The following is a 24,543-nucleotide window of genomic DNA, read 5'->3' as shown; positions in this document are numbered from 1 at the left end:
ATGGGACTAAAAATCATAGGTTTAACAGGTGGAATTGCAAGTGGAAAGAGTACGGTAGCTAATATGATTAAAGAGTACAATATTCCTATTGTTGATGCAGATGTTATTTCTAGGGAAGTAGTAGAACCCGGAAAACCAGCGTATCTTGGGATAGTTGAGGCATTTGGAGAAGAAATCTTAGATGTGGACGGAAATATTGACCGCATTAAACTTGGCTCGATTATTTTTAATAATGAAGAGAAGCGGAATAAGCTTAATGGTATTGTACACCCTGCTGTCAGAAGCGAGATGCAGGCTCAAAAGGAACAGCATATTCATTCGGGGGCAAGTGCAGTAGTCCTTGATATTCCATTACTATTTGAGAGTAAACTTACTTATATGGTCGATCAAACACTGGTTGTATTTGTTAATCCAGAAATTCAACTAGAACGACTAATGGAAAGAAATAAATTTTCAAAAGAAGAAGCATTGGCTAGGATCCAATCGCAAATGCCACTTATTGAGAAGAAGGAATTGGCAGATCACGTGATTGATAATAATGGAACATTATCACAAACAAAAGCCCAACTTGAGGGAATTTTAAAAGAGTGGCATATTTTATAAGACTGTCTTCGTACTATAAAAAAAGAATTTCAGAAAACTTGTCGTTTACGACAAGTTTTTTTGGATATATCTAAAAATTCTTTTATATTTATTTGGTAAAGTGCAAGATCTGGGAAAATTTCCTTATCAGGGTAACTTTAAGAAGAAAAAAAGACATGAGTATAACTCATTATTAGTTTGTTCCATTAATTTTAGCGAAAAATAAAAAAAACAATCACATCGGAACTCCTTTATGTTATACTAATAGTAAGATAAATAATAAAAAGTATAACATATATGGAGGAGAAACAGACATGAGAGGAAGAATAGCAATCAATGGGTTTGGCCGTATTGGAAGAATGGTATTCAGACAGGCAATCCAAGAGGACAAATTAGAGATTGTTGCCATAAACGCAAGCTATCCTGCAGAAACTTTAGCACATTTAATAAAGTATGATACCATCCATGGGAAATTTGATGGTGATGTTATTGCGATAGAAGGCGCCTTAATTGTAAATGGAAAGAAAATCAAGCTGGTAAGCTCAAGAGATCCTTTGGAACTTCCTTGGAAAGAGTTAAATGTTGATATCGTTATTGAAGCAACAGGTAAATTTAATTCTAAGGAAAAGGCTATGCTTCATGTTGAAGCTGGAGCAAAACGTGTAATTTTAACTGCGCCTGGTAAGGAAGAGGATATAACCGTTGTTATGGGCGTTAATGACAATCAGCTGGATTTAGAAAATCATTTTGTAATCTCTAATGCGTCATGTACAACAAATTGTTTAGCACCAGTGGCAAAAGTGTTAGAAGAGCAATTTGGTATTGAGAATGGCTTAATGACAACTGTTCACTCCTATACGAATGATCAAAAAAATATAGATAATCCACATAAGGATCTAAGACGCGCTAGAGCTTGTGGGCAGTCAATTATCCCAACTACTACAGGAGCTGCCAAAGCTTTGGCAAAGGTACTACCTGGCTTACAGGGAAAGCTACACGGTATGGCTTTACGTGTTCCAACTCCAAATGTTTCACTAGTTGATTTAGTTGTAGACTTAAAACGTGATGTAACAGTTGAAGAGATTAACGAAGCCTTTATTACCGCATCAAGAGGCTCTTTAAGAGGTATCTTAGATGTGACAATGGAGCCCTTAGTATCAATTGATTTTAATACAAATGACCATTCTGCAATCGTTGATGGTTTATCTACCATGGTAATGGGGAATAGAAAAGTAAAGGTGTTAGCATGGTATGATAATGAGTGGGGTTACTCGACGAGAGTAGTAGAATTAACTGCGTTAGTTGCAAGTCAGCTACAGAAATTAGAAGAAGTATCTGCTTACTAATATTTAAACACCTGTTTATTCAGGTGTTTTTATTTGTTTTTGAACAGTGGATAGTGAAGCTGAGGAGAACCTACCTAGCGTTAGAAAGTACAAGCCCAAAAAAAACAGCAAATATCGAACAACTTTGATTTCTTACTAAAAGTTTGGATGTGAATTTTGACCTGCTCCAAAATACTTTCTATTTTATTTTACTTCTCTAATAACGAGCCTAAACATCCAATGAAAGGCTCTGTGTAAGCTTACGAATAATGTGAATAAGAAAGGAAAAAGTAAAGGATGACCTAGCCACAGTTCCGAGAAGAAAAAAATAGTAGTTCATAGGTTGCAAAAATTATTTAAACAAAGTATACTATGATTCGTGAACTTCTTACCAAAGCTTCGGTAATGTGGCTACTTAAAGGGTTAGGACCTCTTAGGACTAACTTTCCCCCGTGGTAGTTAGTGCATACCATATGCGAAAGAATTCATGTACACCTAAAATTTCAAAGGGGGAAGTAATAAATGGATACAATGGGTAGACACGTAATTTCCGAGTTATGGGGTTGCGACTTTGAAAAATTAAACGATATGAACTATATTGAAGAAACGTTTGTAAATGCAGCTTTAAAGTCTGGTGCTGAGGTACGTGAGGTAGCTTTTCATAAATTTGCTCCTCAAGGTGTGAGTGGGGTTGTTATTATTTCTGAATCACACTTAACGATTCACAGTTTTCCAGAGCATGGCTATGCAAGTATTGATGTTTATACTTGTGGTCATTTAGATCCTAACATTGCAGCTGACTTTATCGCAGAGGCACTTGGCGCTCAAACACGTGAAAATATTGAAATTCCTCGTGGAATGGGACCAGTTCAAGTGAAGCAAGCTAAAGTTAAAGCACTATAAGTTAAAGAACGAAGAGGTGTGAATCAACACCTCTTTTTTTAATAGTCTAAGAAATTTTACAAGGTGGCGTCTGCGCCATTATATTTAATAAAAAATATGTTTACATAAAAGAGGTGTTTATAATGAGTTTTCAAAAGATCAAGCAATTCTTTTCGAAGCACTGTGAAACAAAAGATCACCATGACGATCCTTTGCTGAAAACACACTATTACAAGACAAATAAAGCAAAAGCTCTTACAGCTGTTGAAGAATTAATTAGGGAGTTACCTGGCTATAAAATAACATCCGTCTCAACTGAACATGGCGAATTAAGTGTAGAGATTACAGCACCTAAAAAGGCCTTTCTTGTCATAACAGTAATATCAGTGAGACCTATTGAAACAGCAGTCGATTTTTCATTAACTTACGAAGGACTAATCAATCTAGGCTATAGCCGTGCAATGGTTGTGAAATTGTATACTCTACTCGACCAAAAGCTAACTCGTATAGGAAATTAAAACGGGATTAGTAATATTCGGAATGTACTTGTCTAATGCATTTCTTTTATATAAGATTAAGGTATAGGATAATTACAACATGCACCGTATATAATCTATATAAGAAGCTTTTGGAGTTGATATTATGAAGTGTCCAAGCTGTCAGCATAACGGAACAAGAGTCCTTGATTCGCGCCCCGTGGATGATGGAAAATCTATCAGAAGGCGCCGTGAGTGTGAAGAATGTCAATATCGATTTACGACTTTTGAAAAGGTAGAAGAAATGCCTCTTATTGTCGTGAAAAAAGAAGGTACTCGCGAGGAGTTTAGTCGAGAAAAGATCCTTCGTGGACTCATTAAAGCTTGTGAGAAGCGCCCAGTTCCTTTACAGCGTTTAGAGGATATCACTCATGAGGTAGAAGTTGAGCTAAGGAATCAAGGTACTTCAGAGGTAAAGAGTGACGCTGTCGGTGAAATGGTCATGGACCGTTTAGCAAAAATTGATGATGTTGCGTATGTTCGCTTTGCATCTGTATATAGACAGTTTAAAGATATAAATGTTTTTATTGATGAATTAAAAGATTTACTTAAAACAAGAAATTAACATCCTGAGCTTAGGCGCTTTATGCTACGAGCTCTTTTTTTCTTACAGAGCATTAAAAGATTAACTTTAACTAAAGAAAGAGGATCGTCATGCAATCTTGGAAAGAAGTATTACCTAAAGATCAATATCTGGTCAAAACTGATACAGCGTTACATGAGTTTGATCGTAGAGTTCTCACACTTTTATATCAGCCATTGATTGGTCCTCTTAGCTTCTCTTTGTACATGTTATTATGGGGCGAACTTGAGGTATATAAATACTGGGGATCACCCTCCACTCATAAACAATTAATGGAGTCCTTACAAACGAACTTGGATCAAATCCTTATGGCGAGAAAAAAACTTGAAGGAATTGGTTTGATTCGATCTTATGTGCAGGAGACACCAGATATAAAAAACTTTATTTATGAGCTTAGATCCCCATTATCACCTTCCATGTTTTTTGGATCTGATTTTCCATATGGAATACTTTTAAAGCGTGAAGTAGGAGAACATAGATATACAAAGTTAAAATCACTATTTATTACGAAAGACATTAATCATTCTGAGTTTAAGGAAATATCCCAAACATTTTCTGATGTTTATCACACAAAAGAGCAAGATTCATTAAAACTTGATGACAATGATTCCTTTACTGATACCTATGTGAACAGAGAAGGTAGATCGGAAGTAAGAGTAGGGAATATTGACTTTGACCTTGAATTATTTATATATGGTTTATCCGAAAACTTTGTTCCTCGAAGTCTGATTACTGATGAAGTAATCAAGCGAGTTAAACTTTTAGCCTATGTGTACGGATTAACTCCTCTTGATATGCAGAAGGTAGTAATGGACGCAACTTTTGGTGATGAAGATGAGTTAGATTTAGACCTACTTTCTGAGAAGGCAAAAACTTTTTACGAAATCGAAAACTTCGGTCGCATGCCAAAGCTATCGGAAAAAATACAACCTCTAAAACATCAAAATATGAGATACTTAGAACCACGTACTGAGGAAGAAAAAAGAATTAGACATTTTGAAACAACATCTCCTAAGGATTATCTGATTGAGCTCGCAGGAGGAGCTTTACCAACTAGCTCCGATTTAGCTATTGTAGAAAGTCTCATGGTTAACCAGCACATTCTACCAGGTGTTGTGAATGTATTACTTGACTATGTGGTTAATAAAAAGAAAATGAATCTTAATAAAAAGTACATGGAAAATACAGCTAGTAACTGGGCAAGGCAGAAAATTAAAACGGTAAAAGAAGCGTTAGATCAAATTGTTGAATTTGAGAAAGATGTAGCAGAATATAAAGAGAAAGAGCAAAAAACGAAACAAAATCCTGGCTCTGGACTGCGTAAGCCAATCCGTAAGGAAATACTACCTGAATGGATGACGGACCCTGAGTATGTTGAAAAGAGAAAAAAGGAAGTAACCAGTCAAACTGACTTGGAGCTAGAGCGTAAAAAACTTAATGATCGGATCCAGAAATATAAAAATCGAGAAACACCTTAGTAAAGGGGGGGAGAAGAATTGAAGTCCATTAAAGATACCCTTAATCGTTTTTCCAATAATAGCAGGTTTGAAAGTGAATATGAACGATTCAAAGAAGTGATCTTAAGTGATCCATATGTGAAGGACTTCCTAGAAAAGCATCGTCCATTTCTAAATCGTAAGATCTTTGATAGAGGAATCATGAAGCTCTATGAGTACAGTACCGCTAGCAAGGAATGTCAGGGCTGCCCAAGTCTAGGTGAGTGTAAAAATATGATAAAGGGCTATCATCCACAGCTTATCTTAAAGGACAAGCAGTCCATCGAGATTGATTATACAAGATGCCCATCAAAAGTGCAGTATGACAGTCAGAAAGAAAAGCAAAGTAAAATTAAATCGGTTTACATTCCATCTGATTTATTAAAGGCTTCTATACATGATATTTATGAAGATGATGAGAATCGATTCAGGATTAAACAATTAGTATGGGAATTCATTGAAAGCTACGGAGAAAACCAGCGAGTAAAAGGGTTATATATCAGTGGTGGATTTGGCGTAGGTAAGACTTTTATACTTTGTGCAATCGCAAATGAACTAGCCTCCATCAAAAATACTGAGTCGATGATCGTGTATTTCCCTGAATATATCCGTGAAATCAAAGGGGTAATGGGGAACGACCAACTATTTAGTGCTAAGCTAGAGGCGGCCAAAAAGACCCCTGTATTAATGTTAGATGATATTGGTGCCGAGTCGATGACAAGTTGGATGAGAGATGAAATACTTGGACCCATCCTACAGCATCGTATGTTAGAGCGCCTACCAACCTTTTTCTCGTCTAACCTAAGTATGAAGGAATTACTCCGTCATTACACCTACTCACAAAAAGGTGAAGAAGAAGGTATAAAGGCACAACGAATATTAGAAAGAGTAAGATATTTAGCAAGTGAAATTGAATTGATTGATGAAAATCGTCGTGCGTAAGAAGGGGCCAAAAAATTTGGTCCTCTTTTTTTTGTTATTTATGAAATTATATAATTTTTCACTTATTGATAACTTTGACTAGTGCATTTGAATCCGGCTTCAGCACCCAGTCAAGATGAAATTGCGACGATCTTTGCAATTTCATCCTACCTTGATGGAAAAAGAAAATACACTTTTTCCTAGGTCAAATAACCCTACATCAATAAAAGGAAAAGAGCACCCTTTTTTTGATGTAGGAACATTTGCTTGTCGGAGGCCTGCAGGATGCAGGTCAGGCAGGCGTTGCAACAGGAGGTTGTGCACTTAGCCTGCCTTCATCTGCCGGGGCGCTTGCGCCTTTTGTTCTTTAGAACGATGACGATATGTTGTCCTTTTCTTGTCCTCAAGTATCATTTTTTTCATTCCCCCTCATATAAATAGAAACAGGTGCCGAAATGGGGGGACAACCAATATGCAGATTTCATTTAATCACGCATCAGATTTACATGATGTTAAGGAACTTCTTTTATCACTAGCAGGTACTTCTAATCGTGACCTGGAAGTGGTTACTGAAAAAAATAATACTCTTTACATAAAGGTTAACCGAAATGAAGAATATATGATTCAAACATATATAGTTCCGGCCTTATCAAAGTTCATCATTAAAAGAAAAGAACCAACTTTGTTTCGCAACTTATTATCGACTGTTTTCTTTTTCCATGATGAATCGGAGCAACAGCAGATTATCCAAATGGTATACTCCATTATTAGTGAGGATGAAGCAAATCTTCATCCACAACTCAGAGAAGGGTATCGAAGGGAAGAACTGCTTACTCAAGCATTAACGATCTTTTTATCGAATCAAAACATTTATTTTTCTTTTGAAGCGTTTCTAAAATTCAGATTAAAAGATTACTATAATCGTCTTCTTGATTACATAGAAGTGGCAATTGATGAATACAAGCTAGAACAAGATTACCAGGATTTTATAGAGAGTTTACGAAAATATATTGGTTCAAAAACACGTACAGCATTTAGTCAGGTTCATGTAGTTTACGAGAATGAGAGATTCCTATTTTATGATGAAAATTTTGACCACTTTACCTATCAGGTTCAATCACTAGAGGATGATTTTATCTCTGTTAAGGGCTTTGAGGTTGATCAGGAGTTAATAGCACCATTGCTTTTAATTTGTCCAAAGGAAATTTATTTATATGTCTTAGATGTTGACCATGGAATGATCCAGATGGTTATGAATATCTTCCAAGAAAGAGTGAAGGTTTTACCGCATGAACGATTTTATGAACAGCAGCATTAATGATAGGAGAAATATAAAATAAAAAAATATTAAATCCTACTTGATTTCTTCTGTTATTCTGCATATAATACCTACATAATCTAATCAACTTCATAAATAATCAGTAATGATGAGGATATGAATTCTTTTTACGGTTCCCAGAGAGGGAAGGCTTGGCTGTAACCTTCCTAACACGAAAAATGAATTTACCACCTCTAAACTTTAGTGCAGAACAGATTATATGATCTAATTATGTGCTAACGGCTAAAACCGTTATATAAACTTCTAAGCCAATGAAGGTTGTATTTCTCATTGGAAAGAAGGGTGGAACCGCGATATTAAACTCGTCCCTTTTCTATAGGGACGGGTTTTTTTATTTTTATTAAGGCTTTGTTAATGAGCAATTTTGATTTCATGCAGAGTTGTTTGTAGTGGAAGGACGCGAGACTCCTGCGGGAGCAGCGTGACAGGTGAGACCCCGCAGGCGAATGCCGAGGAGGCTCAACGCACGCCCCGCGGAAAGCGAGTGTCCTGTAACGAAAATCAACAACAAGGTTATAACACAGCTTTTCTTAAAGAAAATCTAACAAGATGTTCTTAAGCCTTATAAAACCTACTCATCAAAGCATGAGTGAGTTTATATAAATTTAAAAATTTTAAAGGAGTGAACAAGGATGTCAGAAGTGCTACACATTACATTTCCAGACGGAGCGGTTAAGGAGTTTAAGAAAGGCACCACAACAGAAGATATCGCGGCATCTATCAGTCCTGGCCTAAAGAAAAAAGCAATCGCAGGAAAAATAGATGGAAAAGTAATTGATTTACGCAGCCCTATTCAACAGGATGGGAGCATCTCTATTATCACTCAGGACTCTGAGGAAGCACTGGAGATTCTGCGACACAGTACAGCTCATTTACTAGCTCAGGCTGTTAAGCGCCTGTACCCTGAACAGAATATAAAGCTTGGAATTGGTCCAGTTATTGAGAGTGGTTTTTATTATGATATTGATATGGATCAGGCCATTACTCATGACGATTTAGTACTAATCGAGAAGGAAATGCAGAAAATTTCTAATGAGAATTTAGACATTGTTCGTAAAGAAGTAACTCGTGATGAAGCGCAAGCTATGTACGCTAAGTTGGACGATGAGCTAAAGCTTGAGCTACTAGAAGCAATTCCTGCTGGTGAAGCTGTTTCTATTTATGAGCAAGGGGAGTTCTTTGACTTATGCCGTGGGGTGCATCTACCAGCTACAGGAAAAATTAAAGAATTTAAATTATTAAGTGTGGCTGGTGCGTACTGGCGTGGAGATAGCAAAAATAAAATGCTTCAACGTATTTACGGTACAGCTTTCTTCAAAAAGGAAGATCTAGCAGAACATTTACGTCTACTAGAAGAAGCAAAAGAAAGAGATCATCGTAAATTAGGAAAAGAGCTTGACCTTTTTGCAAATTCTCAAAAGGTAGGCCAAGGGTTTCCACTATGGCTCCCTAAAGGTGCAACTATTCGTCGTATTATTGAGCGCTATATTGTGGACAAGGAAATCCGCCTTGGGTACTCACATGTCTATACTCCTGCATTAGGAAGCGTGGAGCTTTATAAAACTTCAGGTCACTGGGAGCACTATCAGGATGGAATGTTCCCTGTTATGTCAATGGATAATGAGGACCTAGTTTTACGCCCGATGAACTGTCCTCATCATATGATGATCTATAAAAATGACATTCATAGCTATCGTGAGCTTCCAATTCGAATTGCAGAACTGGGATTAATGCACCGTTACGAAATGTCCGGAGCGTTAACAGGCTTACAGCGTGTTCGTGGAATGACTCTCAATGATGCACATATTTTTGTCCGTCCTGATCAAATAAAGGATGAGTTCATTCGAGTGGTTCGCCTAATTGAAGCAGTTTATAAGGACTTTGGATTCAAGGACTATTCATTCCGTCTTTCTTATCGTGATCCTGAAGACAAAGAGAAATATTTTGATGATGATGCTATGTGGGAAAAGGCACAAGGTATGTTAAAGGAAGCAATGGATGACCTTGGATTAGATTACTATGAAGCAGAAGGCGAAGCAGCATTTTATGGTCCGAAGTTAGATGTTCAGGTTCGTACTGCTCTTGGTAAGGATGAGACACTATCAACTGTGCAACTTGACTTCTTATTACCAGAGAGATTTGATCTTAATTATGTTGGAGAAGATGGAAAACAGCATCGACCAGTAGTTATTCACCGTGGGGTTGTGTCAACAATGGAACGCTTTGTAGCCTTCCTAATAGAAGAGTACAAAGGTGCATTCCCTACTTGGTTAGCTCCTGTACAAGTACAAGTGATTCCGGTCTCTCCATCAGCGCACTTAGATTACGCGAAAAAGGTTCAAGAAGAGTTACAGGCTGAGGGCTTCCGTGTTGAATTAGATTCTCGCGATGAAAAAATCGGTTATAAAATTCGTGAGGCACAAATGCAGAAGATCCCGTATATGCTAGTAGTAGGCGATAATGAAATACAAGAAAATGCGGTGAACGTTCGTAAGTACGGAAGCCAGAATTCAGAGACAGTTCCTTTCTCAGACTTCATTTCTTCTGTATTAGGAGAAATAAAAAAGTAAATAGCTTGACAGTTCTAATTAGGCATGGTAAATTTGTTAAGGTAATTAAATAAGCTTTCATTTAAGAAGGAGCACCCGCTTCTCACCTGATCGACACATATGTAGTTAACAGGTTTCGACGAAAAGAGTTAATGTATAAATTATACATTTCGTTTAGTGTGGGTGTTCTATAAACACCCACACTTTTTTTATTGACTATTATCGGAGGTGGCTTATTATTAGTAAACAAGACATGATGGTTAACGAGGGCATTCGTGCACGTGAAGTACGTTTGATTGGAGCAAATGGTGACCAATTAGGTATCAAATCCCGTCAGGAAGCACTTGAGATCGCACAGAATGTAAATCTTGACTTAGTAATGGTTGCGCCTACAGCGAAACCACCTGTATGTCGTATCATGGACTACGGTAAGTTCAAGTTTGAGCAACAAAAGAAAGATAAAGAAGCACGTAAGAATCAGAAAATTATTAACATCAAGGAAGTTCGTCTAAGCCCTACGATTGACGAGCATGACTTTAACACAAAATTAAAAAATGCTATTAAGTTCCTTGAAAAAGGTGACAAAGTAAAAGCATCTATTCGTTTTAAAGGTCGTGCTATTACTCATAAAGGAATTGGCCAACGCGTACTTGACCGCTTTTCAGAAGCATGTAAGGATGTTAGTACGATTGAATCGCATCCAAAAATGGATGGCCGAAGCATGTTTTTAGTTCTAGCACCATTAGCACCAAAAAACGATTAATTAAAAGTTGAGGAGGAACTCCCTATGCCTAAAATGAAAACTCATAGAGGTTCAGCTAAGCGTTTTAAGAAAACTGGATCTGGTAAGCTTAAGCGTTCACACGCTTATACAAGTCACTTATTCTCTAACAAGTCTCAAAAGCAAAAGCGTAAGCTTCGTAAAGCTGCATTAGTAAGCAGTGGAGATTACAAGCGCATTCGCTTCATGATTGGAAGCAAGTAATTCTAGCACGTAGTAATAAGGAACATTACTCAAGGCATTAGTGCCAGAGCTTAATTCCTAGAAAAAGTTTTAAATGAATCGAAATATAATGGATTGATATATAGGAGGGAACACAATGCCAAGAGTTAAAGGTGGTACAGTAACTCGTCAGCGTCGTAAACGCGTATTAAAGTTAGCAAAAGGTTATTATGGTTCAAAACATACTTTATTCAAAGTAGCAAAGCAACAAGTAATGAAGTCTTTCAACTATGCATTCCGTGACCGTCGTCAAAAGAAGCGTGACTTCCGTAAGTTATGGATCACACGTATCAACGCGGCAGCTCGTATTAACGGTCTTTCTTACAGCCGTTTAATGCATGGATTAAAGGAAGCAGGAATCGAAGTTAACCGTAAAATGTTAGCTGACCTTGCTGTTAACGATGAAAAAGCATTTGCTGAATTAGCAACTGTTGCTAAATCTAACCTAAACAAGTAATACTATATAAAGAGTCATTCTCATTGAGGATGACTCTTTTCTTTTATTTTTTAAAGAGGAAGGTTGCAAGAAAAACTGGAGTACCGGCAAGTAAAATTGAAAAGTCGCAAGAAAAGGATCTAGACTCGCAAGAAAAACTAAGGAATCAGCAAGAAAATTCAAAAAGTCGCAAGAAAAAGATCCAGAGTTACAAGAATAGTAGACAGTTCATAGTAAAAAAAGGATTCTGACAAACAAAGTTAGAACTGTATAACTAATTAACTACAAAGATATAAACAAAAAGAGAGTTGAGCCAATTAAATGATGTATTTGTTAGTGTATTTATTAATCATTAATCTAGTTTCGTCCATAATCATGTACCGGGATAAGCAAAAAGCAATTAAACAAGAATGGCGAACCCCTGAGAGTACCCTTTGGTTTATAGCCGTTGTCGGTGGTGCCTTAGGGATATGGATAAGTATGAGGAAATTTCGCCATAAAACGAAGCACATATCTTTTACGTTAGGGATTCCGTTTATGATTATCCTTCAAGTAGTACTTCTATTTTATATTCTGCAAAGAATGTCATAACTGCTCGTACCGTTGTATATACATGAGTGTAGTTTGCCCCGAAGGTCATCACAACCGGGAGGAGTCACCATGGATCAAACGATGACAATGTTATTTGCATTCTTAGAATCTAGTGGGATATGGGCACCAATTGTTTTCATACTCTTTCATAGCTTACGGCAGTTTTTATTTCTACCAGTTACGGTTTTATGTCTCGTTGGTGGGATTTTATTTGGGACCATTTTGGGTAGCATCTATTCGCTAGTAGGTTTAACGCTTTCCTGCATTCTCTTTTATTTTTTCCATCAAACAATGCCAAAGACATTTGGTAAGATTCAAAGAATGAAAGAAAAGTGGTTAGGAGATCGTGTTTCTTTTACTTATGGGCAAATTGCTTTATTAAGATGTGTACCTTTTATGCAGTATCATTTACTATCTTTAATCATGTTAGAAAGAAAGAAAAATCTTTTCAGTTTTACAAAGAAATCATTTCTAACTAATATTCCGTTGGCTATTCTTTATACATTCTTTGGACAATCGATAAGTACGCTGTCTCTGTCAATCATTATTGGGATACTGGCTACCTTTACGATTCTCTTTTACGTATTAAGGGAAAAGCAAATTCGTATTAAGTGGAAGGAATTCTTCGTAGAAAAGGCAAGCTAAAAATAACCTGTCATATGACGGGTTAATTTTATTAGGACTGTATTAAAGAGAAGCAGGCTGTTTTATAATAAAAACTGGAGGTTGAAATAGATGAATATCACACGTTTATTTAATTTGCAGCAGGAGCTAGATGAAAGAATCAAAAAAGAGCATGGCCTGGAAAATGAATCACTGTTTGAACGTAAGGTTCTTGCTTTGTTAGTTGAACTAGGTGAGCTAGCTAATGAAACTAGATGCTTTAAGTATTGGAGTAAGAAACCTTCTTCAGATACCAAGATAATTTTAGAAGAGTATGTCGATGGTGTTCATTTTATCTTATCTTTAGGAATTGAACTGAATGTTCACGAGGAACTAACGGATATAGAGACTTCATCTTCTGATCAGGATATTGTTTCATTATTTATGGAGGTTTATAGACTAACGCTTGCACTTAAAGAGAACCCTACTAAAGAGTGGTACGTAAAACTAATTTCAGCTTATTTTCAATTAGGACAAGCTTTGTCCTTTAGTATTATTGATATGGAAGAAGCCTATTTAAAGAAAAACCTAATTAACCATGAAAGACAGAATACTGGTTATTAGTCAGATAATTTTGTACATTTACTTCGGAATCCGATATAATAATAAGGCATACATATAAGGGGGAAACTCAGATGACAAAACAATTAGATGAAACACTAACAATGCTTAAAGATTTAACAGATGCTAAAGGAATCCCTGGTAATGAAAGAGAACCAAGAGATGTGATGAAAAGATACATAGAACCTTTTGCTGATGAAGTAACGACTGATGGCTTAGGGAGCTTAATTGCTAAAAAGGTTGGAGATGCAAATGGACCAAAAATCATGGTGGCTGGCCATTTAGACGAAGTTGGTTTCATGATTACACAAATTGATGATAAAGGCTTTCTGCGCTTTCAAACAGTAGGTGGATGGTGGTCACAGGTTATGCTAGCTCAACGTGTGACAATCGTGACGCGTAAGGGCGATGTAACCGGAATTATTGGCTCTAAGCCTCCTCATATTCTTTCTCCGGAAGCACGTAAAAAGCCGGTTGAAATTAAGGATATGTTTATCGACATTGGTGCATCAAGCCGTGAAGAAGCTATGGAATTTGGCGTTCGCCCGGGAGACCAGGTTGTACCTTTCTTCGAATTCACTGTCATGAATAATGAAAAAATGCTGTTGGCGAAAGCATGGGATAACCGAATTGGGTGTGCAATTGCTATTGATGTGTTGAAAAACCTAAAGGGTGAAAGCCATCCGAATATTGTATATGGTGTAGGAACTGTACAAGAAGAGGTTGGCCTTCGTGGTGCAAAAACTGCTGCTCAAACGATTCAACCTGATATTGGATTTGGTGTAGACGTTGGAATTGCAGGAGATACTCCAGGAGTGTCTGAAAAAGAAGCATTAAGCAAAATGGGGAAGGGTCCTCAAATCATCCTGTATGATGCTTCAATGGTTTCACATAAGGGATTACGTGACTTCGTGACAGATACAGCTGATGAGCTTGGTATTCCATATCAGTTTGAATCCATTGCTGGTGGTGGAACGGATGCTGGAGCTGTTCATATGACAGCAAATGGTGTACCTTCTCTCGCTATTACAGTTGCAACTCGCTATATCCATTCACATGCGGCTATGCTTCACCGTGATGACTACGAGCATGCAGTGAAGTTAATTACTGAGGTAATTAAACGATTAGATGCTGATAAAGTGAAAGAATTAACATTTGATTAATTCTGGGGACAGCATGACGAACTTAACGTCATGCTGTTTTTAGTTGTTATTTATAATAGAGGTTTAAAGGAGAAAAAAATATGGTTGTAACTCTTCAAAAGGTTTTAGAAGAAGATAAAGTAATTTTAAGGAATCTATACTCACTATACCTTCATGATCTGTCTAAATTCACAACAAATATTGATATAGGTGAAGATGGATTCTTTCACTTTAAGGATTTAGACATTTTTTGGAAAGTAGAAGGAATAACACCTTACTTCATAAAAAATGGAGCGGATATTCTAGGGTTCATTTTATTATTAGAACGACCATTTTTGAAAAAAGAAAATGATCTTGGCATTAATGATATTTTTATATTAAATAAATACAAAGGTAAGGGTTACGGGAAAAAAGCTCTCCACTTACTATTTAGTGAGAAGAGAGGTAGTTATTTTGTAATTAAACTTATAAATAATACCCCTGCAGTTTCATTTTGGAAGAGTGTTTACAGGGAATTTTCAATTAGCTTCATTGAAAGAGAAGAATTAGTCGAAGATGAGAATTGTTTGGTTCAAACCTTTACCATCTAAAAGTACATAAAAGTTAAGGACCATAAATAATTATGGTCCTAGTTTTTTATTTGCTTAGAGCTTGTTCAAGCGTTGTAAGCATCTCTTGCTTGTCATCATTAGAAGAATTCTGCCAAATCACTTCAAACAACACGCCTAGTCCTGGAAGCATTTTTTCTTCACCACTTTGAATCGCATCAAGAATTGTTTCTTGTAGCTCTTGTTGATTATTACCTTGAACATTTGAAATAATAGCATTACGTAAATTTAAGTTCATTATCATTCACCTCAAATGAAAATATTGGATACATCATAATTATAGTGTTTACAGTGGTGCTTTAATTATGTATAGAGATTACGATATAATGTGAGTCATATAGCTACGCAAAGGAATGTGATCAATGAAAAGGATTGAATCAAAGAAAAATCCACAGGTTAAGCAGTGGAAAAAGTTACAAACCAAGAAAGAAAGAGATAAAACAGGTCTATTTTTGATAGAGGGTGTGCATCTCGTAGAAGAGGCTCTTAAATATAAGGGGAATATTTCAGAGGTTCTATTTACTGAAAGTTTTCAAATGCCACATCACTGGAATCTTGATGAGGTTGAAGTGTACATTGTAGCAGAAGAGGTATTGAATGAAATCGGTGACACTGAGACCCCACAAGGAGTAGCGGCTATTTGTAGAAAACCATCCATTGATTTAGAACGGACAACAAATTCAGTCCTATTAATTGATGCTGTTCAAGACCCTGGCAACCTTGGAACATTGATTCGTACAGCTGATGCGGCTGGTGTGGATCAGATTGTGATAGGAGAAGGGACAGTTGATATCTACAACAGTAAGGTTTTACGAGCATCACAAGGTTCTATCTTTCATATACCTATTAGTAAGGGGAATCTATATGAACGGATCTTACAACTTAGGGATTCAGGACATACGATTTTTGGAACTTCACTAGATCAAGCGGAACCTTTTCAGAATATAAAACATACGGGTCCTTTTTCCCTTATTGTGGGGAATGAAGGCAGAGGAGTTCAACAAGAACTACTCTCTTTAACACACCAGAATTTATATATTCCGATCCATGGGAAGGCTGAATCCCTAAATGTAACTGTTGCTGCAGGAATTTTACTGTATTATTTAAGAGGATAAAATAGTCATTGAGTGGACAAGCGAGAGGTGGGGTGAGTGTGCTAGCTTTTTTCACATTAAAAACAAGTAATCCATTCGTACTATTTTCAATATCACATATAGTGATGCTTCTTATCTTTGGCTTTTTAAGCGTTATGCTATTTTCGTATCGAGAGGCAATAAGAAAGAAAAAGAAAATATACCGTTATATATTAATAGGGATATTACTGTTATGTGAAATTTCTTTATATACTTGGTATTCGGTTACAGGTATTTGGGATCCTTATGACACCTTACCACTTCAGCTTTGCTCCATCTCCTTACTACTTTGTATTTTCATGCTTATCATGAATAGCTATCGTGTATTTGAAATCACCTATTTTTTAGGACTAGCAGGTGCAATTCAAGCATTACTTACACCTGAACTTTTTTATGATTTTCCACATTACCGATATTTTCATTTTTTTATCGGTCATATTGCCATTATGCTATCTTGTTTATACATGGTGTGGATTGAGAAATATGAACCTACTTTTAAATCAATTTGGAGAGCTTTAATTGTTCTGAATATACTAGCGATCTTTGTATTCTTCGTAAACAAGTGGACAGGTGGAAACTATATGTTTCTTGCTAGAAAACCATCAAACCCAAGTTTGTTAGACTACCTTGGTCCATATCCCTACTACATTCTTACCCTAGAAGCGGCGGCAGTCTTCTTCTTTACACTATTATATCTTCCCTTCTGGTTGAAAGAAAAAAGGACAAGGAGCTAAATTGACTTGTTTTTATCAACACTTTCATGTACTATCATATAGTATAAATTACATATAAAATTAAAAAACGTTGATAGAGACTAGTAGCTTGTTCATCACCATATAGGGAGAAGGTGTCCTAGACTGAAAGCACCTTTATGGAAGAGATAAGTGAATTCACCTCTTGAGTTGACACTTGGACCGATGTATTTCGTAAAGGTGCTCCGGTGAAGAGCCGTTATGACAATGAAGTGACTAAAACCCATTGTGTTTTAGTAATTAGGGTGGTACCGCGAACACAAGTCCTCGTCCCTTTCTTGGGAAGAGGACTTTTTTGTATTCTTTTAAAGTTGAAATATAAGGCGCAATCGTCTTTAAGGATAAAGGAGGATGACATATGAAAGAACGTTTACAAGAACTTCAAGAAGAAGCAATACAACAAATTCAAGGAACACAAGATTTAAAAGAACTGAACGATATCCGGGTTAGTTTTTTAGGTAAAAAAGGTCCAATTACGGAAGTGCTTAAGGGAATGGGGAAGCTTCCAGCAGAGGAGCGTCCTATAATTGGTGAAGTGGCAAATAAGGTTAGAGAAGCCATTACAAATGCAATTGAAAAGAAGTTAGCTACATTAGAACAAGCTGAGGTTGAAAAGAAGCTTGCTTCTCAAAAAATTGATGTAACGCTACCAGGCAGACCTGTCCGGAAAGGGAATCATCACCCACTGACTGCTATTGTTGAAGAGATTGAAGATTTATTTATTGGCATGGGCTATACCATCGCAGAGGGACCTGAGGTAGAAAGTGATTATTACAACTTTGAAGCCTTAAACCTTCCAAAGGGTCATCCAGCCCGTGATATGCAAGATTCATTCTACATTTCTGAAGAAACGCTTTTACGTACTCAAACGTCACCTATTCAGGTGAGAACACTAGAGATGCACGAAGGTAAGGGGCCAGTACGAATTATTTGTCCAGGTAAAGTGTATCGTCGTGACAATGATGACGCAACACATTCACATCAATTCACTCAAATTGAAGGATTAGTAGTGGATGAAAATATTCGGATGAGCGATTTAAAAGGAACGTTAACAGTATTTGCTCAAAAGATGTTTGGAGAAGATCGAAAAATTCGTTTACGCCCATCTTTCTTCCCTTTTACAGAGCCATCTGTCGAAATGGATATTTCATGCAAAATTTGTCATGGTGAAGGCTGTAACGTTTGTAAGGGGACAGGGTGGATTGAGATTTTAGGAGCTGGAATGGTTCATCCAAACGTATTAGAAATGGCCGGCTTTGACTCTAAGAAATATACAGGATTTGCATTTGGAATGGGTCCTGAACGTATTGCGATGCTAAAGTATGGTATTGAGGATATTCGAAATTTCTATATTAATGACAGACGTTTCATTGATCAATTTAAACGAGCGTAAGAGGAGGGAGAACTAACATGTTTGTTTCATATAAATGGTTAAGTGAATATGTAGATTTATCAGGAGTTTCAGCACATGAATTAGCTGAACTTATTACTAAGAGTGGAATTGAAGTTGAAGGTGTAGAAGTCCTGAACAAAGGGATCAGCGGAGTAATTGTTGGTCATGTAGTGGAATGTGAACAGCATCCGAATGCAGATAAGTTAAATAAGTGCTTAGTTGATCTAGGTCAGGGTGAGCCTGTTCAAATTATTTGTGGAGCATCTAACGTGGCTAAAGGACAGAAGGTGGCTGTCGCAACAGTTGGAGCAGTTCTCCCTGGTAACTTTAAAATTAAGAAAGCAAAGCTTCGCGGTGAAGAATCTAACGGAATGATTTGTTCCCTTCAGGAGCTAGGAGTAGAAGGTAAGCTTGTTCCTAAAGAATTCTCCGAAGGGATCTATGTGTTCGGAAATGACGCAGAGGTTGGAGCCGATGCGCTATTAAACCTAAATTTAGATGATCAAATCTTGGAGCTAAGCTTAACGCCAAACCGTGCTGACTGCTTAAATATGTTAGGTGTTGCCTTTGAGGTAGCAGCAATCCTTGACCGTGAAGTGAAGTTTCCAACAATTCAATATGAAGAAGGAAGCGAATTGGCATCAGACTATATTACTGTAAATGTCGATGCAAAGGAAGATAATCCTTTATATGTAGCAAAGGTTGTCAAAGATGTGAAGGTTGGTCCATCTCCATATTGGATGCAAAGTCGTCTAATGGCAGCAGGAATTCGCCCGATTAGCAATATTGTAGATATCACGAACTATATTTTATTAGAGTATGGGCAACCGCTTCATGCATTTGATTATGACAAAATTGGGTCTAAAGAAATTTTAGTTAGAAGAGCTAATGTTGGCGAAAAAATTGTCACACTTGATGATGTAGAAAGAACGGCTACTGAAAACCATCTTTTGATAACAAATGGGGAACAACCTCTTGCTCTTGCAGGTGTAATGGGGGGAGCAACCTCAGAAGTTTCGGGAGACACACAAAATGTTCTGATTGAATCTGCTTATTTTGCTAGTGGGACGATTAGGAGAGCTTCTAAGGAGCATGGTCTTCGTAGTGAAGCAAGTACTCGTTATGAAAAAGGGATTGATCCTAAACGTACTAACGAAGCAGCCGAGCGTGCTGCACAGCTAATGGCATTATATGCGGGGGGTACCGTTTTAAAAGGTAGTGTGGAGGCTAACTCTCTCCAGTTAGAACCAGTAAATGTGACGATCACTCTTACAAGAATCAATAATGTGATCGGAATGGAGCTAACTAGTGATACAGTTGGGGATATTCTTCGTCGATTAGGGTTTGAATATAAAGAAGATAATGGTGAATTCTCAATTTCAATCCCCACACGCCGTGGCGATATTACGATTGAAGAGGACATTGTAGAAGAAGTGGCTAGACTTTATGGGTATGACCGTGTACCGGTAACTCTTCCTGCAGGGGAGCAAACTCCAGGGAGTTTAACAGATCGTCAACGTTTACGTAGACAGATTCGACGCTATTTAGAGGGTGCAGGGTTGTATCAAGCAACTACTTACTCTTTAACAAGCAAGGAAAAGATTCATCGCTTTTTAAATGAAGAGGAAAGACTTGAACCAGTTGAGCTCCTTATGCCAATGAGTGAAGATCGTAGTGTCTTGCGTCTAAGTTTAGTTTCACACCTTACTGATGTGATTAAATATAATCTTCATCGACAAGTTGATCAGCTTGGTTTCTACGAAGTGGGGTCTGTCTTTATTCCGACACAAAAAGGTGAGTTACCAAAGGAAATAGAACGAATCGCTGGTGCTGTAACTGGATTATGGCAAACTCATTTATGGCAAGGGGAAAAGAAGCCGGTTGACTTCTACGTGCTAAAAGGTATCTTAGATGGACTATTTGATACAGTAGGAATTAAAGGAATTGAGTATCAAGCAGCAGAAAGAAATGACCTTCACCCTGGTAGAACGGCGCATATTTTTGTGGAGGGTGACTATATTGGATATATTGGCCAAGTTCATCCATCTACCCAAAAAGACTTAGATCTTCAAGAAACTTACGTATTCGAATTATCATTGGATAAGCTTGTTTCTCTGGTTGGTGACAAGGTTGATTACCGCCCTGTTCCAAGGTATCCTTCGATCACTCGTGATATTGCCTTAGTTGTAAATCAAGAAATTACAGCAGGAGATATACAGAAAATTATTGTTGCTGCTGGTGGTAATCTCTTAAAAGAGGTACATGTATTCGATTTATATGAAGGTGACAAAATGGAAGAGGGTAAAAAATCCCTAGCCTTCTCATTACGATATTTCGATCCGGAACGTACACTAACAGATGATGTCGTTGTGGCTACACATTCTAAAGTATTAGCAGCAGTTGAAGAGAAAACGGGAGCAGTACTTAGAGGATAAAATAGTAATAAAAGGGCCTATTGGAATTTCCGATAGGCCCATTTTTAACTATTACTTTATAGCTTTGTTAATGAAGAGCTCCTTATTTAAGGTATCCTACTTACAGGAGGTTTTAATTTGATTGAATTACACTATTTTGATAGAAACGACTTTGATCAGTTAATAGGCTGGGTAAAATCGCCAGTATTTAATGTTCAATGGAGCGGTGATAGCTTCAATTATCCTCTAGATAAGTCGCAGTTAGAAGAATATATAAAAGATGCGAACCATGAACATTCTGATATGTTCATTTATAAAGTAATTTACAAAGCAACAGGAGCTGCTATTGGTCACCTATCGTTAGGAAGAATTGACCGAAAACACCAGTCAGCTAGAATTGGAAGAGTATTGGTCGGTGATGGGGGATTAAGAGGAAAAGGAATTGGCGAGAACATGATGAAAGAGGTACTCCGCATCGCTTTTACCGATTTAAACATGCATCGGGTCAGTCTTGGTGTATTTGATTTTAATAAAGGGGCAATTGCTTGCTACGAAAAAGTAGGATTCCAAAAAGAGGGATTACTTCGGGATTTTAGAAAAATCGGAGAAGAATACTGGAATATGTGGGAAATGAGTATCTTAGAGGAAGAATGGCGGGAGAGGAAGGATCAAAATCGATAGAAGATCCTTCTCTACACATGTAAAAAATGAACCCGACCAAGTAACTTAATTAGACGATTGTTTCATGCCTCTCAAAGGCAATTTATCATAAATATTCGTAACAATTTTAGAAAAAATGAATATTAGACAATATAGTAAAAACAAGTGAAAGTAATTGGTTCCTTTATGTAACTCAAATAGTTGGTGTGAGTGAATAATTGGTTTAAAAATAAAAGAAAAAAATAAGGACAATCCAGTTGCGTAAATGTAGAAGTTCTTCTTTTTCTTTTTTGTCCATTGATAAACGAATATATATGAAATGGGAACCAGTGCAGCATCTACTGAAATATTTCCTGGAATGAAGGGTACTAGTTTATAAGGATAGCCCCAGTAACCATTTTCACTTCCAATCCGGTCAATATAACCAAACCACACATGAATATTAAATCCAAAAAAGCCGACCGAAAACCTTTCTTTTTGATCAAGAAGGAAAAATAAACTGATTAACGGTGCTAAAAAGAAAAAAATTAAAATCACCCAAAATTGCCAGGTGTCAAAACCAGAAAAGTCATACCAATAATCAGATTGTATTTTAGAAAGCTGCTCTTGCATGGATTTTATCTTATTATACGACTCCAGATGTTCTTTTCCCACGAAACACCCCACCACACCATTTGTTGATTATATTATTTGCAGATTTGTTAAAAAAAGTATCTTGGTGAGGCAGCCAATTAGTGGAAATAAATAAAGACCAACCCTATGAAGTAAGGAATTGATCTATGGTCTACCAGTTCTTTTTTAGGTTTTCACCTATCGTAACAGTCTTCGAGCCTTCTCTGTATTGGCAAAATGAACCTTTGCTATTTCTGTAAGTACGGTCTCACCCTTGCTTTTAATAAGCTGCGCTGCGATTCTGTCTACCCCGGCTCCGGCCCCTTTTTGAAGAGTGATTCCAGCTTTTTCACTAAGTTTATCAAACTCTTTTACAAAAACATATCTAGCAATGATGGACGCAGCTGCAACTGATAAGTGAACCCCTTCTGCTTTAGTACTAAAATAAACAGTATTCTTAATAATACGCTTCTCATTTTTAATATGGCGATAATATATATCTGGCTCGGCAAATTGGTCGATTAGAATGCCGTCTGGTTGTTCTGGGTCAATCTTATCAAGGACATGGCCAATCGCCTTATTATGTAACAATGCCTTTATTTTACCTTGTGTCATCCCTCTAGCTTGAAGGCTATTATACTTTTCGTTATGTAAAATTAATACGCTGTGTGGGATCACTTGCCTTATGTCCTTTGCTATCTTTATAATCTGGTCATCTTTTAATCCTTTAGAATCCTTTACTCCTAGTTCTTTCAATAACGCCATATCCTTTGGTTGAACATAGGCAGCAACTACAATGATAGGACCAAAATAATCTCCAGTTCCTACTTCATCAGATCCTATGATAGCTAGTTCTTCAATATTGCTTGGTACAGAGTATTGATCATTTCTAGCTTTGGGCTGCGCTGCTTTAGCTTTCGGCGTTACTTCACTAGATTGATGTTCCCATACCCCAGCTTCTGAATCGGCACCTGCCCCTTGAAACATGACTTTACCAGAGCGGTAAGCTGTAATCATACAAGAGGGATGTTTGGCTGCAAATACTCCTCCCGGGGGGATTTTTTCTAGTAGATGTTGTTTATAATGGGTCTTCATTTGAGTGATTGTCGCTTCATTTACTTTAATGACTTTGGTAGACAAAAAAGCGCCTCCCTTTCTATTCTATAGTGGTAGAGGTATGAATACATAGTGACTCTATCATACCTTACTTATACTAGTTCTTTCCAATCGTAAATGTTCATGTTATCATATATTTTAGGATTGTTAGTTACAGGAGGCTACTAAAATGTCTGAACAGAAAAAAACAAGGACAACAGTAGATATATATGGTCAACAATATTCTATTGTGGGTAGTGACAGTACAAGCTATATCAGATTAGTTGCCTCAATAGTGGATGATAAAATGAGAGAAATCAGTGATAAAAATCCGAACTTAGATAGTAGCAAGCTTGCTGTATTGACAGCGGTTAATGTAGTGTATGATTATTTAAAATTAAAGGATGAATTAGAAGCACTACAGCAAAAAATCAAGAATGAAGAGGGTTGACAGAAATGCTAGACCTAGCAATTATACTTATTCTCGGGATCGGTTTTTTAATAGGATTAAGGCGAGGCTTTATCCTTCAAATCGTTCACTTAACCGGCTTTATTGCTGCTTTTGTAGTGTCATATTTATATTTTGATGATCTAGCTCCAAAGCTCGAGCTATGGGTTCCTTACCCGGTAGTGAATGATGGTGGAATGATGTCACTTATCTTTACTCATGAGGATTTAGAAATGGCATACTACCGCGCAATTGCTTTTGCGATGTTGTTTTTTGGAACTAAAATTATGATGCAAATATTAGGTTCAATGTTAGACTTTCTTGCGCATTTGCCTATCTTAAAGCAACTCAATGGTTGGGCTGGTGCGGTTTTAGGCTTTGTTGAGGTATATTTAATTGTCTTTATATTACTTTATATAGGTGCTCTAGTTCCAGTCGAAATGATTCAAGCACATATGCAAGATTCCTTTATAGCCATGTCAATCGTCCAGCATACACCCATTTTTTCAGGGACAATTCATGATTTATGGATTGGAATGTGAGTTTTTATGAGCAACAGATTTTGGTATTAATAGATAACCGTAGCTAATAACCTCTCATTACTATTGTAGTGAGAGGTTTTTCATTAGGTAGGCTATAAGTTGATTTTAAAAGCCTGTACACAGAAGTAAGGTGGTATTTTAACAATGATCGAACTTTCATAACCCATTCCCACCCCTAATTGCGTGAAACCGAGGGATTATCCCGTGAAAAGTAGTCACAATCGCAAAATCGTTAATTATCTACGTAACTACTAGTTCTGTCTTTCAACGGTTTATT

Annotated in this window: 27 protein-coding genes and 3 other annotated features; of the genes, 24 read left to right on the top strand and 3 right to left on the bottom strand. The window is 37.0% G+C overall.

Annotated elements, in window-relative coordinates; genetic code table 11:
* The 17 genes from coaE to G4D63_RS08945 all read left to right on the top strand — a co-directional run bounded on the left by coaE (position 1) and on the right by G4D63_RS08945 (position 15,199).
* Positions 1-603: a dephospho-CoA kinase gene (gene coaE / locus G4D63_RS09025; RefSeq protein ID WP_163179290.1), complete on the top strand. Its 603-nt coding sequence runs from the start codon at positions 1-3 to the stop codon at positions 601-603.
* A 293-nt stretch (positions 604-896) separates the two neighbouring features.
* Positions 897-1,928: a glyceraldehyde-3-phosphate dehydrogenase gene (locus G4D63_RS09020; RefSeq protein ID WP_163179289.1), complete on the top strand. Its 1,032-nt coding sequence runs from the start codon at positions 897-899 to the stop codon at positions 1,926-1,928.
* Between the two features lie 501 nt (positions 1,929-2,429).
* Positions 2,430-2,810 carry an adenosylmethionine decarboxylase gene (gene speD, locus G4D63_RS09015; RefSeq protein WP_163179288.1) on the top strand — a complete coding sequence of 127 codons (381 nt, stop codon included), beginning with the start codon at positions 2,430-2,432 and terminating at the stop codon, positions 2,808-2,810.
* 122 nt (positions 2,811-2,932) lie between these two features.
* On the top strand, positions 2,933-3,307 hold the full coding sequence (locus G4D63_RS09010; protein WP_205603800.1) for a cytosolic protein: 375 nt from the start codon (positions 2,933-2,935) through the stop codon (positions 3,305-3,307).
* 124 nt (positions 3,308-3,431) lie between these two features.
* A complete protein-coding gene (gene nrdR / locus G4D63_RS09005) occupies positions 3,432-3,890 on the top strand; it encodes a transcriptional regulator NrdR (protein ID WP_163179287.1) in 459 nt (152 codons plus the stop codon).
* An 89-nt stretch (positions 3,891-3,979) separates the two neighbouring features.
* Complete coding sequence (locus G4D63_RS09000; RefSeq protein WP_163179286.1) at positions 3,980-5,386, top strand: replication initiation and membrane attachment family protein; 1,407 nt, start codon at positions 3,980-3,982, stop codon at positions 5,384-5,386.
* A gap of 18 nt (positions 5,387-5,404) precedes the next feature.
* Positions 5,405-6,346, top strand: coding sequence for a primosomal protein DnaI (gene dnaI, locus G4D63_RS08995; RefSeq protein WP_163179285.1), 942 nt, complete (start codon positions 5,405-5,407; stop codon positions 6,344-6,346).
* A 451-nt stretch (positions 6,347-6,797) separates the two neighbouring features.
* Positions 6,798-7,643: a putative sporulation protein YtxC gene (locus G4D63_RS08990; protein ID WP_163179284.1), complete on the top strand. Its 846-nt coding sequence runs from the start codon at positions 6,798-6,800 to the stop codon at positions 7,641-7,643.
* Positions 7,644-7,740: 97 nt separating this feature from the next.
* Positions 7,741-7,977 (top strand) — a binding site (T-box leader).
* A 319-nt stretch (positions 7,978-8,296) separates the two neighbouring features.
* Entirely contained in the window at positions 8,297-10,234 is a 1,938-nt protein-coding gene (gene thrS, locus G4D63_RS08985) for a threonine--tRNA ligase (protein WP_163179283.1), read from the top strand.
* Positions 10,235-10,291: 57 nt separating this feature from the next.
* Positions 10,292-10,429, top strand: a sequence feature (ribosomal protein L20 leader region).
* Positions 10,430-10,448: 19 nt separating this feature from the next.
* Entirely contained in the window at positions 10,449-10,976 is a 528-nt protein-coding gene (gene infC, locus G4D63_RS08980) for a translation initiation factor IF-3 (protein ID WP_163179495.1), read from the top strand.
* A 24-nt stretch (positions 10,977-11,000) separates the two neighbouring features.
* A complete protein-coding gene (gene rpmI / locus G4D63_RS08975; protein ID WP_149218201.1) occupies positions 11,001-11,198 on the top strand; it encodes a 50S ribosomal protein L35 in 198 nt (65 codons plus the stop codon).
* A gap of 115 nt (positions 11,199-11,313) precedes the next feature.
* The gene (gene rplT, locus G4D63_RS08970; RefSeq protein WP_163179282.1) at positions 11,314-11,673 is read left to right on the top strand and encodes a 50S ribosomal protein L20; all 360 of its coding nucleotides are present in this window, start codon (positions 11,314-11,316) and stop codon (positions 11,671-11,673) included.
* 300 nt (positions 11,674-11,973) lie between these two features.
* Positions 11,974-12,243 (top strand): DUF1294 domain-containing protein, encoded by a 270-nt coding sequence (locus tag G4D63_RS08965; RefSeq protein WP_163179281.1) that lies wholly within the window; start codon positions 11,974-11,976, stop codon positions 12,241-12,243.
* Positions 12,244-12,312: 69 nt separating this feature from the next.
* On the top strand, positions 12,313-12,888 hold the full coding sequence (locus tag G4D63_RS08960) for a TVP38/TMEM64 family protein (RefSeq protein ID WP_163179280.1): 576 nt from the start codon (positions 12,313-12,315) through the stop codon (positions 12,886-12,888).
* A 90-nt stretch (positions 12,889-12,978) separates the two neighbouring features.
* Positions 12,979-13,470: a dUTP diphosphatase gene (locus tag G4D63_RS08955; RefSeq protein WP_163179279.1), complete on the top strand. Its 492-nt coding sequence runs from the start codon at positions 12,979-12,981 to the stop codon at positions 13,468-13,470.
* 71 nt (positions 13,471-13,541) lie between these two features.
* The gene (locus G4D63_RS08950) at positions 13,542-14,630 is read left to right on the top strand and encodes a M42 family metallopeptidase (protein WP_163179278.1); all 1,089 of its coding nucleotides are present in this window, start codon (positions 13,542-13,544) and stop codon (positions 14,628-14,630) included.
* Positions 14,631-14,710: 80 nt separating this feature from the next.
* Positions 14,711-15,199 carry a GNAT family N-acetyltransferase gene (locus G4D63_RS08945; RefSeq protein WP_163179277.1) on the top strand — a complete coding sequence of 163 codons (489 nt, stop codon included), beginning with the start codon at positions 14,711-14,713 and terminating at the stop codon, positions 15,197-15,199.
* Between the two features lie 46 nt (positions 15,200-15,245).
* Here the strand turns inward: G4D63_RS08945 and sspI are convergent, their stop codons facing one another.
* The gene (sspI, locus tag G4D63_RS08940; protein WP_163179276.1) at positions 15,246-15,455 is read right to left on the bottom strand and encodes a small acid-soluble spore protein SspI; all 210 of its coding nucleotides are present in this window, start codon (positions 15,453-15,455) and stop codon (positions 15,246-15,248) included.
* A 124-nt stretch (positions 15,456-15,579) separates the two neighbouring features.
* Between sspI and G4D63_RS08935 the strand changes: the two genes are divergently transcribed.
* From G4D63_RS08935 to G4D63_RS08915, 5 genes are all read left to right on the top strand, one after another.
* Complete coding sequence (locus G4D63_RS08935; RefSeq protein ID WP_163179275.1) at positions 15,580-16,332, top strand: TrmH family RNA methyltransferase; 753 nt, start codon at positions 15,580-15,582, stop codon at positions 16,330-16,332.
* A gap of 38 nt (positions 16,333-16,370) precedes the next feature.
* A complete protein-coding gene (locus G4D63_RS08930) occupies positions 16,371-17,084 on the top strand; it encodes a YwaF family protein (RefSeq protein ID WP_338023898.1) in 714 nt (237 codons plus the stop codon).
* A gap of 61 nt (positions 17,085-17,145) precedes the next feature.
* Positions 17,146-17,380: a binding site (T-box leader), on the top strand.
* Positions 17,381-17,460: 80 nt separating this feature from the next.
* On the top strand, positions 17,461-18,495 hold the full coding sequence (gene pheS / locus G4D63_RS08925) for a phenylalanine--tRNA ligase subunit alpha (RefSeq protein WP_163179274.1): 1,035 nt from the start codon (positions 17,461-17,463) through the stop codon (positions 18,493-18,495).
* A gap of 17 nt (positions 18,496-18,512) precedes the next feature.
* Positions 18,513-20,930, top strand: a complete 2,418-nt coding sequence (gene pheT, locus G4D63_RS08920) for a phenylalanine--tRNA ligase subunit beta (RefSeq protein ID WP_163179273.1) — start codon at positions 18,513-18,515, stop codon at positions 20,928-20,930.
* Between the two features lie 117 nt (positions 20,931-21,047).
* Positions 21,048-21,590 (top strand): GNAT family N-acetyltransferase, encoded by a 543-nt coding sequence (locus G4D63_RS08915; protein WP_163179272.1) that lies wholly within the window; start codon positions 21,048-21,050, stop codon positions 21,588-21,590.
* Between the two features lie 45 nt (positions 21,591-21,635).
* On the opposite strand, the gene G4D63_RS08910 is transcribed toward G4D63_RS08915, so the two are convergent.
* A complete protein-coding gene (locus tag G4D63_RS08910; RefSeq protein ID WP_338023899.1) occupies positions 21,636-22,223 on the bottom strand; it encodes a CBO0543 family protein in 588 nt (195 codons plus the stop codon).
* 156 nt (positions 22,224-22,379) lie between these two features.
* A complete protein-coding gene (rnhC, locus tag G4D63_RS08905) occupies positions 22,380-23,321 on the bottom strand; it encodes a ribonuclease HIII (RefSeq protein WP_163179271.1) in 942 nt (313 codons plus the stop codon).
* A gap of 145 nt (positions 23,322-23,466) precedes the next feature.
* On the opposite strand from rnhC, the gene zapA reads away from it, so the two are divergent.
* Positions 23,467-23,727: a cell division protein ZapA gene (zapA, locus tag G4D63_RS08900; RefSeq protein ID WP_163179270.1), complete on the top strand. Its 261-nt coding sequence runs from the start codon at positions 23,467-23,469 to the stop codon at positions 23,725-23,727.
* Positions 23,728-23,732: 5 nt separating this feature from the next.
* Positions 23,733-24,266 carry a CvpA family protein gene (locus tag G4D63_RS08895; protein WP_163179492.1) on the top strand — a complete coding sequence of 178 codons (534 nt, stop codon included), beginning with the start codon at positions 23,733-23,735 and terminating at the stop codon, positions 24,264-24,266.
* The last annotated feature ends 277 nt before the right edge of the window (positions 24,267-24,543 follow it).

The organism is Bacillus mesophilus (genome assembly GCF_011008845.1).
GTDB classification, from domain to species: domain Bacteria; phylum Bacillota; class Bacilli; order Bacillales; family SA4; genus Bacillus_BS; species Bacillus_BS mesophilus.
This window is presented reverse-complemented; position numbering and strand designations above follow the sequence as displayed.

Coding starts and splice junctions, on each gene's coding strand:
- G4D63_RS08960 (WP_163179280.1), top strand. CDS start 12,313: ATGGATCAAACGATGACAATGTTATTTGCATTCTTAGAATCTAGTGGG.
- G4D63_RS08895 (WP_163179492.1), top strand. CDS start 23,733: ATGCTAGACCTAGCAATTATACTTATTCTCGGGATCGGTTTTTTAATA.
- G4D63_RS08965 (WP_163179281.1), top strand. CDS start 11,974: ATGATGTATTTGTTAGTGTATTTATTAATCATTAATCTAGTTTCGTCC.
- rplT (WP_163179282.1), top strand. CDS start 11,314: ATGCCAAGAGTTAAAGGTGGTACAGTAACTCGTCAGCGTCGTAAACGC.
- sspI (WP_163179276.1), bottom strand. CDS start 15,455: ATGAACTTAAATTTACGTAATGCTATTATTTCAAATGTTCAAGGTAAT.
- nrdR (WP_163179287.1), top strand. CDS start 3,432: ATGAAGTGTCCAAGCTGTCAGCATAACGGAACAAGAGTCCTTGATTCG.
- pheT (WP_163179273.1), top strand. CDS start 18,513: ATGTTTGTTTCATATAAATGGTTAAGTGAATATGTAGATTTATCAGGA.
- thrS (WP_163179283.1), top strand. CDS start 8,297: ATGTCAGAAGTGCTACACATTACATTTCCAGACGGAGCGGTTAAGGAG.
- G4D63_RS09000 (WP_163179286.1), top strand. CDS start 3,980: ATGCAATCTTGGAAAGAAGTATTACCTAAAGATCAATATCTGGTCAAA.
- coaE (WP_163179290.1), top strand. CDS start 1: ATGGGACTAAAAATCATAGGTTTAACAGGTGGAATTGCAAGTGGAAAG.
- G4D63_RS08955 (WP_163179279.1), top strand. CDS start 12,979: ATGAATATCACACGTTTATTTAATTTGCAGCAGGAGCTAGATGAAAGA.
- G4D63_RS08990 (WP_163179284.1), top strand. CDS start 6,798: ATGCAGATTTCATTTAATCACGCATCAGATTTACATGATGTTAAGGAA.
- G4D63_RS08950 (WP_163179278.1), top strand. CDS start 13,542: ATGACAAAACAATTAGATGAAACACTAACAATGCTTAAAGATTTAACA.
- G4D63_RS09010 (WP_205603800.1), top strand. CDS start 2,933: ATGAGTTTTCAAAAGATCAAGCAATTCTTTTCGAAGCACTGTGAAACA.
- zapA (WP_163179270.1), top strand. CDS start 23,467: ATGTCTGAACAGAAAAAAACAAGGACAACAGTAGATATATATGGTCAA.
- G4D63_RS08945 (WP_163179277.1), top strand. CDS start 14,711: ATGGTTGTAACTCTTCAAAAGGTTTTAGAAGAAGATAAAGTAATTTTA.
- rpmI (WP_149218201.1), top strand. CDS start 11,001: ATGCCTAAAATGAAAACTCATAGAGGTTCAGCTAAGCGTTTTAAGAAA.
- G4D63_RS08935 (WP_163179275.1), top strand. CDS start 15,580: ATGAAAAGGATTGAATCAAAGAAAAATCCACAGGTTAAGCAGTGGAAA.
- G4D63_RS09020 (WP_163179289.1), top strand. CDS start 897: ATGAGAGGAAGAATAGCAATCAATGGGTTTGGCCGTATTGGAAGAATG.
- speD (WP_163179288.1), top strand. CDS start 2,430: ATGGATACAATGGGTAGACACGTAATTTCCGAGTTATGGGGTTGCGAC.
- pheS (WP_163179274.1), top strand. CDS start 17,461: ATGAAAGAACGTTTACAAGAACTTCAAGAAGAAGCAATACAACAAATT.